Genomic DNA, 14153 nt, shown 5'->3' on the forward strand with positions numbered 1-14153 from the left:
ATAGAACCCTACAAAATCCTCGCCAAGCGAGTCAGCGCTGTTCTGAGATGGCGATAAAATGTCGCCCGACTCATGGAACACGTCTGGGCTGCGGCAGTTGGATTGCCAGCATGCGTCCAGTAGGCCGCGTATAACAGCATCTGATCCTGTGGAGATAGGCCATGCACTCTGCCTTCCAACAGATCCATGACATACAGCTGTAACTGGATTCCATCCCTTACTCCTCTAACCCTGCCAGCATATTCATGCAATTCTCCCGGAGAACGAAGGTATCCCAACATCTTGCGAACATCCTGTTCAGTCCAGACTACACCATCCGCTTTCGTTGTTTCCAGGGGTATACGTTTCTCCGTTGATTCTGGGTCAAGCAGAGACATGACCCACTCTCCGAATTGCCCACTACGCAAATCCAAATCAAGTATGTCCGCCCGGTCCTCGAATCTGTCGCAGGCACGGGTGCGGGTTCTTCGCATCTGGAATCCAATACTCTGCAAAAATAGTTTCAAGTGAGGATTCGTTGCAACGAGCATCGCTCGTGCACCATCACCCAGCAGAGATAGTCGGTCCAATGCCATATATCCCACCAGTTCTTCTCGTGTATAACCAGGCACATCATCTCTTGCCGCCGCCAGTAAAGCAAAGTGCGTATCACTCTGATCCGGGTCATTTTCGAGTTCCTGTGGTGTGAAGCATTCATGCATCTCATTTGGAAAATATTTTAGTAACAACTCACTGCTTTCCCTATGTACAAGGATGGTAATGAACATGGCAATTGTCTTCCCAAGCTTGTCACGCATTAATACGATTCCTTCGGGATAACGATGTGCCAGTTCATCCAGGAAGGGGCCATAGGATAAGGCCTGCCATGGTTCCACGCTGTACTCGCACCATTGCTGTAACAGGCTGTGCAGAACGGGCAGATCCTCGCTTCTCATCGTTTCGAGAGGTGAAAACAAGGAATCACGGGACACATCCGCGTACTTGCGGTATTGAAGCATGGATTCCTGACAGAGCAACAGCATCTTCCGGGCGATCTGGCGACGCTCATGTGGCCCCGCCTGCTCATGCAGCGGTTTCAGCAACTTCACGATCTTGATACGCATGGTCTGTAACCGATGAGGCTCACGCTGTCGAAAATCCCGTAGCAGATGCACCCTGGCCATATCATGCAGTCCAAGACCATCCGGACCGGAACGGATAAACGACATCTGTCTCAGCATGTGGTAGTCTTCTTGCGTCACAGTCATATCCAGTACTGATGATAATAATTCCTGATTGGCTGTCTCAAGCAGTGTTAGTACCTCCACCACAGGATGCAGACGGGGTGTCGTAAGTTCCAATAATAATCGAGCACTGATCATATGCGACAGTTCAGCCCATTCGGACTGCGGAAGATTCCTCTTCTGACCCGCAGCTTCTACAGCAAGGGCCAGCCCCAGCGGATGCCCATCGGTCATTCTCGTAATGGTACCTGCCATCCCCTGATTCAGAAAGCCTGCCACCGTGATGTATTCCGTAATCTCATCCACTGTGAAATGTTGAAGCCGCATCTGTATAAACCTCTGATGTAATCGGGGATGTGTCCGCCAGGTGGACGCCAGTTCCGGGCGTGATGCCAGAATGACAAGTATCCCTCTTAACGGAAGTTTGGATACAAAGACTTCCATGAACCAGCTTTCTAACAGAGCAAGCTCTTCATAATTATCCACGGCCAGAACCAATCTCTTCTCGATCGATGTGTCTCTCAGCAGACTCATTGGTCGCGGGTATCCTTCACTATCCATTGTTTCCAAGCCTAATGTAGAGGACAAATAATCCATAAAAACGGAGGGAGTCGCCCCACATGATCGACCATCCATCCAGATTGCCGTCGCACCTCGATCCCGAGAGACAGATAACATCTCTGAAAGCAAGGAAGATTTACCAATGCCTCCCATGCCCGTAATTGAAAATATGGTTAATGGGGCTTCCGGATGATTGAACCACCGCTCCAGTGTCGTCAGTTCCTTGGTTCGACCAATGAAACGTTTGCCATCCTCAACATATTTGTCGTATTTCGCCTCACTACTGTTTCCCATATATGTCCTCCGTACTAGATACTGGTACTTTTAATATACTTTTTTCTCTCACAAAATTGAGACTATATTGAGACGCGCAATTGCATGTGAAGTGATAGAATCTTGTTAAAAGCCAATTTAATGGAAATATTCAAAACAGCGGACATGGAAACGTATAACAAGGTATACATAAACGCCTCTGCATTATTTCTTAACTTAATGAATCATTCCGCCGATCCAGCACAGCCAACATGCATATGAGTATTTACTGATCTCGAATTCATGCTTCCCTTTCATACCCTACTACCAGCCCGATATTCCAGGAAAGGCGGATTTGTGTGAGAATAAACCTCGATATCTGTAATCTGAGCGGACAACTTGGAATCAATCCCAAACGACTTAATGAATGGCTGCACCAAAGTGGCATTTCAATGGAGGACAACGACGCAGAACCGGAAGTACGCCCTGACCGGTCATCCCCCCCGTATCGGCTGGCTGCACCTTCTTCCTTATCACTGGCACCATCCTCCGGTCAAACGAAGCTATATCGGGGCCGACGCTCCACTTCCATTCTGCAACGCCTGCCTGCTTCATTACAACATACCCGGCGGATTAGTAGAAACTGCTAGACTGTGCTCAAAGTAGTGTAAGATGGGTGCACAGTCTGTCTTGCATTTCATTCACCTCATCAAGAGGATTGCCACTGCCCATTCTCAATCATCGCGTGCGCGAGCAGCGCCATCTCCAGACAGATTCTTCTCCCTTGATCCATGTAATCTGGACCCATCAGTTCTTCCAGCTTCTCCAGTCTGTTGTACAATGTTTGCCGATGAATAAATAACTGGGCAGCCGCATCCCGTTTGGAACCAAAGTTCTGCAGGTACGCATCCAACGTCTCCACCAATCGCAGGTGATGCGTTTGGTCATGTTCAATCAACATACCCAGGTGATCCTGGACAAAGGGTTGCAGGAAGGATTGGGGTAACGCTTTTAACATTTGATATATACCCATACGTTCGTAAAAGTGAACATGTTCCATCAGATCTACCGATCTTGAAACTTCGATCACCTGATAGGCCTCCTGAAGGCTCTCCAGCAGGCTGGTCAAACGGTTGCGTAACTTGCCAAATCCCACATGAATCATAACCTGTTTCAAGTTACGACTGGCAAACCGTTTCACGTCTTGCGCAATCCCCTCCAGCAATCGCAGCAGTTGATGACGTGCAGCAGCCGTTACCGCTTCCTTCGCACAGCACACATATACCTGGTTGTTCTTCAGCATAATCAGGCTAGGCAGATTGTTCTTCTTGAGCAGGGAACGCAGCAGGACAAGAACATCCTGATGATTGGCTTCCATTCGCTCCCGGCCTGTACCCTTCAATCGATGCTCAATCTCGATGACCCCTCCTGCAAACCAGTACTGTCCCTTCACCAGCAAACGAAGCCCCATTCTAGTCTGAGCCTGTTCCTCCTGATGGATGTTGCCATTCATCAGATCCTGGATCAGCTCGTTCTGATTGCGGACCATCTTCTCTTCAAGAAACTGGGATCGAAGCGTGAGCGCTGCCGCCGCCTTCGCTGTATAGTCGAGCAACAGCTTGAGATATTCGGCCGGAGCTGCGGGATGCACAATCATGCCTACAGCCGAAAATACCTGGCCAAAACAGACGACCGGATGACACAGCAGAGCCTTCTCTTCGTCGATGTGGAACCATAATTCGGTATCTGAATCATTCAAATCCAGATGTTCTACCTCCTGCTCATACCAGGTATAGATGGCCTGTTCCATCTCCGGAACAAGTTCGGGCACAAAACTGCCTGGCTCCATGGACGAAATGTACACCACCGGTTTGGTAGCATACTCATGCAACAGGTTCAGCACAGCAGACATATCCGTACTCTGTAACGTTCGTTGCTGAAGCTGACGGGAGTATGCTTCCAGACTTTTCAGCAACTGGTGTTGATGATTAATGAGCAGAGAGTGAATATCCTGTGTAATCTCGACAAAACGGACCGGTTGTTCAAATACGATCAGCGGAAACTGGTGTCTGTCCGCCAGTTCAATCAGTTCTTCCGGGATTCCGTATATGCTGGTACCAAACTCCACACATAGCCCCGCTGCCTCACTGCCAATGAGCTGAAGCAGATACTCTTCGCGCCCTTCTTCCGATTGAAGCCACAGTCCAGTGGATAAAATAAGATCATGGGGGCTTACGAATGGAGATACATTGGTAATCTCCAATACATGAACCCAACCAACCTGACGGTTCACTCCATCCTTCCCTGCCGCTAGTCGTGCTCGGCCAAATACCGGACGTGCAAGGATATCTTTGATCGTAAACACACGGTCATTTCGCAATGTCGATCCCTCTTTGTGTTATTTTTTCTTACATTATAATCTATGGACAAATGTCCTGAACAGTCTTTTTCGACAATATGTTGAGTTCAATGCCTAAAAATTAGACATCAAGTAAGGTGCAAAACGATTATCCAAGTCATAAACTTGTAGTATAATCTAACAACCAATAAATGGACGAGGTGCATGGTGATGAGAATCGGAATTCCCAAAGAAATCAAGAACAATGAGAATCGTGTAGCAATGACTCCGGCCGGGGCTGCTGATTTCATCAGAGCCGGTCACCAGGTACTGATTGAACAAGGCGCGGGGATCGGCAGTGGATTCACGGATCATGAATATCAAGCTGCGGGCGCCGAGATTCAGATTGATGCCAAGTCAGTGTGGACCGAAGCCGATATGATCATCAAGGTGAAAGAACCGCTTGCCAGTGAATATGGATATTTTCGTCCGGGACTAATTCTGTTCACCTACCTGCACCTCGCAGCGGAACCGGAGCTTGCCAAAGCGCTTATTAAAAGTCGGGTAACGGCTATTGCGTATGAGACGTTGGAGGTTAACAATACCCTCCCCCTGCTAACCCCTATGAGTGAAGTTGCAGGCCGCATGGCCTCCCAGATCGGGGCACAGTTACTGGAGAAGACCGAAGGTGGCAAGGGCATTCTGTTGTCCGGTGTACCAGGCGTCAGTCGGGGGAAAGTGGTCATTATTGGTGGTGGAACGGTGGGAACAAATGCAGCCAAAATTGCTATTGGTCTTGGCGCCGATGTGACCATCCTTGATCTGAATCTGAATCGTCTGCGCCAGTTGGATGATATCTTCGGCAATCAGATCCACACGCTGGTATCCAGCCCGTCCAACATCGCAACAGCTGTTGCCGCGGCAGATCTGTTGATCTGTGCGGTGCTGATTCCGGGCGCCAAGGCGCCAACGCTTGTCAGCGAGCAAGTGGTTAAGACGATGGCACCGGGTTCGGTCATTGTGGATGTGGCGATTGATCAGGGCGGGATCGTTGAGACCATTGATCATATCACAACCCACGATGAACCAACCTATGTGAAACATGGCGTCGTGCACTACGCGGTGGCGAACATGCCAGGCGCCGTGCCGCGGACGTCCACGGTGGCGCTGACCAACGCCACCATGCCTTATGCGCTGCAGCTGGCCAACCACGGTGCAGCCGCCGCGATTCGCGGCAGTTCGTCCATTCGCAGCGCGGTCAACGTGCTGAATGGACATATCACGTATGAGGCGGTTGCCCGGGATCTCGGGCATGCCTATGTTCCTGCGAGTCAGGCGCTGGAGAATGCCGCCGCTGTCCAGTAATCTTGATATGATCGTTCCACCCGGCGCCTTGTTGCCAGGCCTGTGGAACGCAATAGAAGCGCAAGTCGGGCAGATGATGTTCCCGGCTTGCGCTTCTTGATTTTTTTCACATATGAAATAACTCATTAGTTGGTATAAGGCCTTTAGGTTCCTTTGGTTTTGGCGCTTCAGACTGCTCGCTCACTGCACACTTCGCGGAAGTTGCAATCTCGGCAGGACCGGTGCGAAGGCATCGCAGTAAAGTAGGTAACGTCCTTGGGACGGTTGTAATACTCATCTTCCACGCAGGATCGCATCTCCTCAATGTAACGACCTACGTTCTCCTCCACCTTCCGGATATCCTCTTCTGTCGCTGTAAACTTTCGGTGTTTTCCGGTTAACAGGTACTCCACTCGCAGTTCAATCTGTTCCAGAGGAACCCGGTAGTGTTCTCTCACATAGGATGCATACAGCATTAGCTGATCCGAGAAGTCATCTTCCTTGCCCGTCTTCCAGTCCACAATGACAATATTGCCGTTACTGCGCCGATACAATAAATCCATCTTCACATACACGCGTGTATTGTGCAGCATCATGGTATCCCATTTCTCAATCTCCAGAATATCCGTACTTGCTCGGGACAAGTCCTCCCACGTAAGCGTCTGGTACAGGTTGCTGACACAGGACGAAGCCCGTTCCTTAATCGTGGCAATCCGGTCATTTAACGTATCATCCCCGTAATAGATCTCGGACAGCATCGTGCGATTCTTGGGGTTCAGCCGCCACTGATCCGCGTCCATGGATTCCACATACGCCTGATTCAGCAGCTTGCGTATCGTCTGTTCCAGGAAGTGTTCACGCGGTTTATCTTTGCCCTCTTCCCTGCTGCGTACCGCCGACTCACACATCCGATGCGCGAGGTCCCCGAAGACAAGATACAGATTGCTGAGCTGCTTCAAACGGTACAGACGAACCTGCATCTCATCAGCAGCGTCTGCCTTCCAGCCGTTATGGGCACCGTAATAATGATAATAATATTTGCGCAGGCACTCATCGAACATACTCGCCCGCGACTGCGAATAAGACCATTGCGGGTATTGTGCCATAAGGTATTCTGCCTTTCTGTATGCCGGATCTGCATGAGATCCCTTAATGCTCACAGTATAAAGCCCGGGCAACATTGCCGCAAGCATGCTTCCGTTATTTTCTTCTGACGCAACCGTTTCCGATTCGATCCGTATCGTTTATATAGTAACATCACCAAAAGATGAAATTGCGGAGCAGAACGCTTAATATACTCTATAGAGGGCAGCGAATCCGGAACCGGGATGCTTGTACGGGTCCAGCCCGGGGCCAGTGTGGGCCCGGCGCTAACGAATCTCACACACCTTATCACGTGGATCACGAGGTTTTACGGAATCTAACGAACTCCAGACACGCTAATTAGTCTTATTTTGGTTGTAGAACGTGTATACTGCAAGCTATGAGCCAATAACGTGTCTCTGATTCGTTACATTTTCAGATCTGCTAGTTTACGTGAAATAAGACTTACTCGGTTCGCTAGAAAATGATTATATGAAAAAAATTGTACAGGCATATCCTAAAAGGGGGCACCACCCATGAATCGACCGGATTGGTTCCAGGCGGAAGAAGCATTACAACATATCCAAGTCATCGGAAGCGACCGGAATGAGCTCGTGAACATCATCGGCGATGTAGAAGGATTGAATTGCATTGGCACAGGTACGGATGCGGCTGTATTTACGTATGACGGCTTGCCGCAGTATGCCTTCAAGATGTACTCGGATCATGCCTTGGACAAACTCGAAAATGAAAAACAGGTATACGAGCAGCTCAAAGGTCTGCCATACTTCCCTACCTATTACGGCAGCGGCCGGAATGTACTCGTGATCAGTTTTGAACCCGGGGATACACTGCTAGAATGTTTGGAAAAGGGAATCCCCGTCCCCGAGCAGGTGATGCTCGATGTGGACGCAGCGCGAGAAGCCGTTCGCAGCCGCGGGTTGAACCCTCGCGACATTCATCTGAAAAATGTAATTCTCCAGAACGGACGCGGGAAAGTGATTGACGTATCCGAGTATATTCAGGACGGCAATGACAATCGCTGGGAGCATCTCGTCTGGGCTTATCACAACATCTATCCACGGATCAAAGGAACGCCCATATCTCCACGTATGCTGCAAACGATCAAATGGGGATACAATCAGTTCGATCATGCCAACGTCAAAATGGACGACCTCGCCAAGAAAGCCAATCGTCTGTTCTCCAGGTTTATGAAATGAGCACGTTGTACACATAGATAATTGTCTTGTTATTATTGAATCAAAACCACCCGGATAACAGCCTTGAAGCGGCCTTTATCCGGGTTATTCTTTGTATATGTGCTCTGCTTCTGCTTCTACTTCTACTTCTACTCACAATTGCGACTGCGAGTTACTTAGGGTCACAATCATCTTTATAGACATTTTATTCGAGACTACTACTAAACTGGTCGTACTCAACCTTCTTTTCTCCCCCGTCCCTGCGAGGGGGTCATGCCCTTGTATTGTTTGTATAACTTCGTAAAATAGTTGGCATTGTCGCAGCCGACTCTGGCGGCGATCTCCGTAATGGTCAGACTACTGCCTTGCAGCAGTTGCTCTGCCTCACTCATCCTGCACCCGTTCACGTATTCCACAAAGGTACGTCCGGTCAGCTTTTTGAACATTTTGCAGAAGTGATACGCATTCAATCCCACATGACTTGCCGCTTCCGTAACAGACATCTTACCTGTGGGGTCCGCTTCAATCTGTGCAATCAACTGTTTGAAACGTTCGCGGTTTGGAAAATACGATCCAACCGATTTATCCGGTAGCTGCTGCGGCATAAAGGTTCGCGCAAGCAGGGTGAACAAGGCATGCAGCTTGGATTTCACCACGAGCTGATAAGCCGGGGGCTGTAACGCCATTTCCTCCACAGCTTCATTCAATAAAGAATAATAGCCTGTGCAGGCTGTGTTTTCCTCTGCCGGTTTGACCGGAAATCTCACTCTTCCTTCCAAATACGGCGCGACATATTGCTCATGCACAGGATCATGAGTGAAATCATGGAACAGTGCACGGTTGACCACAACGGAATCATAATGCACATCCCCGTCATCCAGAGCATATCCAACATGCAATGTACCTCCAGGAATGATGATGACCTCACCTGCTCGAACTATATAAGGTTTGCTATCAATATGAAAAAGCGCACTGCCCTTACGCATAATAATCAGTTCAAAATGTTCATGCCAATGCAAATACAGAATACATTCTTCAGCTTTCATATCTGAACACCGATTTTGGAACAGCTGAAATGGATGTGATTTATGGTCAATTCGGGTATTTTCGTGAAGCGCTTTCAGATCCAGCACGACTTCTTCCCCCTCTTCACAAGATCCGACTATTAATACACAAGATTGTTTAGAGCCATCCCGTTAATCCACGGCTATAATGAGTGTCACGAAGTACTATAAGCCAATATTGGAGTGAATTACAACCATGAATAAATCATTACGCATCGGTACCCTTGTAGGCGGGCAGGACGCCGTCCGCGTTATCCCGCAGATCATGCAACACGGCTTTGAATCATTTAACCTGACCTTCTGGCAAACGACTGGTGACCTGGACTTGGCAGAGACAGCCAAACGTGTCCGTGAAATCGTGGACGAACAAGGTATTGTCATCTCCGCGGTGAGTGTATTTGGTAATCCGCTCACCGGAGCCGGAGACAACGCCGATACACTGGCGAGCTGGGAGCGAGTGATCGATCACGCACAACTCTTTGGTGCAGATATCGTCTCCGGGTTCACCGGACGATTGACCGATCAACCCATTAACGAGTCCATCCCCCGGTTCAAGGAAGTATTTGGTGAACTGGCACGCCGGGCAGCAGACCGGGGTGTACGGATTGCTTTTGAAAACTGTGATATGGGAGGAACCTGGCAGACAGGCGACTGGAACATTGCCCATAACCCAACGGCCTGGGAGATGATGTTTGATGCTGTTCCGGATGAAAATGTAGGCCTGGAATGGGAGCCTTGCCATCAAATGTCCAGCCTGATTGATCCTATTCCACAGCTACGCAAATGGGCTCATAAAGTCTTCCACGTACATGGCAAAGATGCCACGATTGCCTGGGATATTGTCAAGGAATACGGTGTGCATGGCCCACGTGAATTTGTCTGGCACCGCACACCCGGCTTCGGGGATAACAACTGGGCAGACATTATCACCATTCTGCGCCAGAACGATTATCAGGGCACGATTGATATTGAAGGCTGGCATGATCCCGTCTACAAAGACGAACTCGAAATGACCGGACAGGTGCATGCATTGCGATATTTGAAACAATGCCGCGGTGGTGATTTTGTGCCCAATCCGGTATAGAACCCTTGCGAGCTGTATAACACAATCCATGCAAAGGAGATGAGAACATGACTCATCCTTATCGGGTAATTATCGCTGGCTGCGGTGCCATGGCAAACACATGGGCGGACTATGCCTTGCAAAGGCCAGATACAGAAATCGTCGGGCTGGTCGATCTGTATGAACAGACAGCCATTGCTTTTGCTACAAGACATGGGCTCACCTGCCCTACGTTCACCGATATCCGTGAAGCCATTCAGACGACTGGTGCAAATATCGTATTTGATGTCACGATTCCGGCGAGTCATTACGGCATTGCCATGACGGCGTTGAAGGAAGGATGTCATGTATTTGGCGAGAAACCACTAGCAGAGTCCTTCTCAGACTGCACAGATATTGTGCAAACCGCTCGCAGCACAGGACACATTCAAGCCGTCATGCAGAATCGCCGTTTCGATCCGCGTATCCGCGCCTACCAGCACCTCATTTCCGGCGGAGCTATAGGGCAGGTAGGTTACGCAGGGGCTGACTTTTTCCTCGGGCCACATTTCGGCGGATTCCGTGATCTGATGGATAGTCCACTGCTGCTCGATATGGCGATACATACATTTGATCAGGCACGGTATATTCTCGGAGCCAACCCGGTATCTGTGTACTGCCATGAGTTCAATCCTCCAGGTTCTTGGTATCAGGGAAATGCGATGGCGTTATGTATATTTGAGATGTCCGACGGGTCCGTATTCAACTATCGCGGATCCTGGTGCGCAGAAGGTGTACCCACATCATGGGAAGCAAGCTGGCGCGTAATCGGTGAAAAAGGAACCGCCATCTGGGATGGTCATGATGACATCTATGCAGAAGTAGTTACTGCGCAAAGCCTGGATGCTGACGGCAAACCATCCTTTTTCCAGCCAAGTGAGCGGATTGAAGCGGAACTGCCTGTCATGGACAAAACAGGACATCACGGCTGTCTCGAAGACATGTTCGCCGCACTGGAATCAGGGCGATTGCCTGAGACCGATTGCAACGATAACCAGTTCAGCATGGCCATGGTCCTCGCATCACTCGAAAGCGCCCGTACAGGACAGAAAGTGTTCATCGCCGATCTGCTGAAAAACACATAGCAAAGCGCCTGTGTTTTTCACCATAAGCAAAGCCCAAACTGCAAATTTCAGCAGTCTGGGCTTTTTGTCTGCCTACTCTCCTATTCAAGTAATGATGTCAAAAAAAGGTCATGCCAAATAGCAGAAGTAGTGCAGGGAACGAAATCGATTCTGAAGAAACGAAGTGCTCGCCTTTATCACCGGATTTCGACTTTACAGAAGTCGATCAGGAAATCCGGGGATAACAGCGATCGAAAGAACGATTCGTAACCGGAACGGCCACTTTGCAGGCAGTGAGCAATTATTTTTTTGAACTACATCTTTTATAGAATTCCTTTTTTCATTGCCTTATACACCAACTGCGAGAACAGGCTGTTGGACCAGGCAAACCATGGTCTAGTGAACGTGCTGGGATCATCGGCGTGGAAACCCTCATGCATATATCCAGTACCTGCATCCGTGTTCTCCAGTAATTCAATCATCGCCAGTATTTCCTCGTCATTGTCTGCGGTCAGACCCTGCATGGATAGCGCCATGTGCCAGATGTATCCCGGAGGGGTATGGGGGCTACCAATACCTTTGGCTACCAGCCCTTCATAATAGAACGGATTTTCTTTGCTCAAAATGAATCGACGTGTGTTCTGATACACCCTGTCTTCAATCGAAGCATATTCGATATACGGAATGGACATCAGTCCAGGCGTGCCCGCATCATCCATCAGACAAAAGTTACCGTAACCGTCCGTCTCATAGGCATAGATCTGTCCATACTCTGGATGACGGTAAGTACCGTACAGGGAAATGCCATGTCGTATTTCTTCTTCCAAACGAGCCATTTGACTCACCAGCTGCTCATCCCGGAACACCCACTTCGCGATCTCCCCCATCTGGCGCAAGGTTACCGCAGCGAACATGTTCGCCGGAATATTATAATGAAAATCACAGGCATCATCACTCGGACGAAATCCGGACCAGATCATCCCCGTATAATTCACCGGCATACCCAATCCTTCATTACGCAGCGTATCATGGGGTGGACAATTGCGCCGCATGAACCGGTAAGATGAACGCTCTGCGTGATGCTGTTCTGTCTCCCACAGGTGTACGATATTCTCCATCACTTTCTTGAAGCGCTCATCGAATATATCTGTAAGTTCAGTCTCCCGCCAATATGTATAAGCCAGCTTCATGGAGAAACAGAGGGAATCCAATTCAAACTTCCTTTCCCACACCCAAGGTGACGTCTCCGTCTCATCATTGGCATCCCAATGCCATCCATTCTCCGTTTCATTGAATGCATTAGCATAGATATCCATCTCAGCGTAGAACGTATGCCGTTTGATCAGGCCTCCGATAATACGTTGCAACTTCTCGTCATCCTTCGCAAGCGGAACATAATGCATGACCTGCTCTACGGAATCCCTTAACCACATGGCGGGAATATCCCCTGTAATCACGAAGGTTGTCTCATCCTCCAGTAGCTTCGTGGTCGTTTCCAGTGTATTCGGAAAACAATTGCGAAACTGAGTCAGCAATCTCGGTCGATGTTGCAAACGCTCGTCCGCCTCAGTCAGAATATCCTGCACAGCTTGCGGCAATTCCAGATGCGGCATAGGGATTTTCGGTAATCTGAACTGTTCCATGGATGTCGTCTCCTTATAACTCTATTGTTATTTTTGTTATGATAAATTATAATAACATTATTATTTGTAAGTGTACTGTGTCAGAAGATGATCGTCAAATGAAGGAGTAATGATATGTCACGCAAAGTATCCATTCAGACGCTGGCTGACCAGCTCGGATTATCCAAATATGCCGTCTCCCGCGCACTCAGTGGCAAGACGGGTGTCAGTGAAGCAACACGCGCACGGGTTCTGGAACTCGCTCGGGCACTGGGGTATCGCCAAAGTACTCCAGGTACTAGCAATAGTTCTGCTGCTGCAAACCATGCAGATCCGTCCGATCCACCGTTTGCTCTCATATGCATGAATCAGCTCAATCGCGGTGAACCTCACTACTGGCAACGTGTTCTGTCAGGCATGATCTCCGCCTGTAATGAGCGTGGTTGGCATCATGCCATTGTATCTCCCTCACTCGGAGTGACGGACGGGAACACCTCTCCCGAAAAAGCTATTGCTCCTCATTTGGACTGGGAACGATGTGCCGGAATTATTGTCATGGGTGCTTTTCCTCATACGGTTCTGCAACGACTCTCTCAGACGGGTCGGCCTATTATTCTGGTGGATCATCAGGAACCATTGTTGAATTGTGATACGATCAGCCATGATAATCTGGAAGCTGGCATCACCGTGGCTAGATATCTAATGTCTATGAATTGCCGAAGGATCGGCCTCATCACAGATGATGGTCGTGCTGCAAGCTTCGCCCAGCGGAAGATCGGGATTGAGTTGGCTTTGAACCATTTCCATGTGGACACCAGTCATACGACCAGCTTCAGAGAATGGAACATTCCGTATGAGAACGGCGAATGGGTTAACCAACTGGCTACCACCATTCAAAACATGCCAGATAACGAACGCCCTGATGCCTGGATCGGTGTTAATGATGATATTGCTTTGCAATGGATGCACAAACTACAGGAGATAGGCATCTCTACACCTAAAGATTGCCTTGTCATTGGTATCGACAATGTACATTCTGCCGTTACGTCCTCCCCGCCCCTGACCACAGTTAATCTATGCAAAGAGGAACTTGGACAGCGTGCCGTTGAAGCTTTACAACGCCGGATCGAACGCCCGGGGACGCCGAAAGAGACGGTTATGTTATCGACCACGTTGATTCCAAGGGAATCGGCATAATTCGGAAAGGGTACTGTTCTCTTCTGAAGATGAATTCGTTAGGTACTTGCCTTCGCCGTAAATCTGGTAACATACAAAAGAGGCCCCGCATACCATTATGCAGG

The 14153-nt window shown here is 49.1% G+C and carries 11 protein-coding genes; 6 read left to right on the forward strand and 5 right to left on the reverse strand.

Annotated features, from left to right (window positions below):
- Nucleotides 1–8: 8 nt before the first annotated feature.
- A complete protein-coding gene (locus AC6CIF_RS11145) occupies nt 9–2078 on the reverse strand; it encodes an nSTAND1 domain-containing NTPase (RefSeq protein WP_498199646.1) in 2070 nt (689 codons plus the stop codon).
- Between the two features lie 317 nt (nt 2079–2395).
- Here AC6CIF_RS11145 and AC6CIF_RS11150 point away from each other — a divergent pair, with 317 nt between their 5' ends.
- The gene (locus tag AC6CIF_RS11150; RefSeq protein ID WP_143760370.1) at nt 2396–2686 is read left to right on the forward strand and encodes a hypothetical protein; all 291 of its coding nucleotides are present in this window, start codon (nt 2396–2398) and stop codon (nt 2684–2686) included.
- Nucleotides 2687–2745: 59 nt separating this feature from the next.
- Here the strand turns inward: AC6CIF_RS11150 and AC6CIF_RS11155 are convergent, their stop codons facing one another.
- Nucleotides 2746–4416, reverse strand: a complete 1671-nt coding sequence (locus AC6CIF_RS11155) for a PucR family transcriptional regulator (protein WP_498199647.1) — start codon at nt 4414–4416, stop codon at nt 2746–2748.
- Between the two features lie 189 nt (nt 4417–4605).
- Between AC6CIF_RS11155 and ald the strand changes: the two genes are divergently transcribed.
- Nucleotides 4606–5739 (forward strand): alanine dehydrogenase, encoded by a 1134-nt coding sequence (gene ald, locus AC6CIF_RS11160; RefSeq protein WP_498199648.1) that lies wholly within the window; start codon nt 4606–4608, stop codon nt 5737–5739.
- Nucleotides 5740–5906: 167 nt separating this feature from the next.
- Here the strand turns inward: ald and AC6CIF_RS11165 are convergent, their stop codons facing one another.
- A complete protein-coding gene (locus tag AC6CIF_RS11165; RefSeq protein WP_498199649.1) occupies nt 5907–6824 on the reverse strand; it encodes a PD-(D/E)XK nuclease family protein in 918 nt (305 codons plus the stop codon).
- A gap of 513 nt (nt 6825–7337) precedes the next feature.
- Here AC6CIF_RS11165 and AC6CIF_RS11170 point away from each other — a divergent pair.
- A complete protein-coding gene (locus tag AC6CIF_RS11170; protein ID WP_498199650.1) occupies nt 7338–8021 on the forward strand; it encodes a serine/threonine protein kinase in 684 nt (227 codons plus the stop codon).
- 215 nt (nt 8022–8236) lie between these two features.
- On the opposite strand, the gene AC6CIF_RS11175 is transcribed toward AC6CIF_RS11170, so the two are convergent.
- On the reverse strand, nt 8237–9133 hold the full coding sequence (locus AC6CIF_RS11175) for a helix-turn-helix transcriptional regulator (RefSeq protein WP_498199651.1): 897 nt from the start codon (nt 9131–9133) through the stop codon (nt 8237–8239).
- Nucleotides 9134–9260: 127 nt separating this feature from the next.
- On the opposite strand from AC6CIF_RS11175, the gene AC6CIF_RS11180 reads away from it, so the two are divergent.
- Complete coding sequence (locus AC6CIF_RS11180; RefSeq protein WP_498199652.1) at nt 9261–10148, forward strand: sugar phosphate isomerase/epimerase family protein; 888 nt, start codon at nt 9261–9263, stop codon at nt 10146–10148.
- Nucleotides 10149–10195: 47 nt separating this feature from the next.
- Nucleotides 10196–11251, forward strand: a complete 1056-nt coding sequence (locus tag AC6CIF_RS11185) for a Gfo/Idh/MocA family protein (RefSeq protein ID WP_498199653.1) — start codon at nt 10196–10198, stop codon at nt 11249–11251.
- Nucleotides 11252–11553: 302 nt separating this feature from the next.
- Here the strand turns inward: AC6CIF_RS11185 and AC6CIF_RS11190 are convergent, their stop codons facing one another.
- Nucleotides 11554–12873, reverse strand: coding sequence for a glycoside hydrolase family 125 protein (locus tag AC6CIF_RS11190; protein WP_498199654.1), 1320 nt, complete (start codon nt 12871–12873; stop codon nt 11554–11556).
- A 114-nt stretch (nt 12874–12987) separates the two neighbouring features.
- On the opposite strand from AC6CIF_RS11190, the gene AC6CIF_RS11195 reads away from it, so the two are divergent.
- Nucleotides 12988–14049: a LacI family DNA-binding transcriptional regulator gene (locus tag AC6CIF_RS11195; RefSeq protein ID WP_498199655.1), complete on the forward strand. Its 1062-nt coding sequence runs from the start codon at nt 12988–12990 to the stop codon at nt 14047–14049.
- The last annotated feature ends 104 nt before the right edge of the window (nt 14050–14153 follow it).

The sequence above is a fragment of the Paenibacillus sp. GQ49 genome (genome assembly GCF_059759055.1).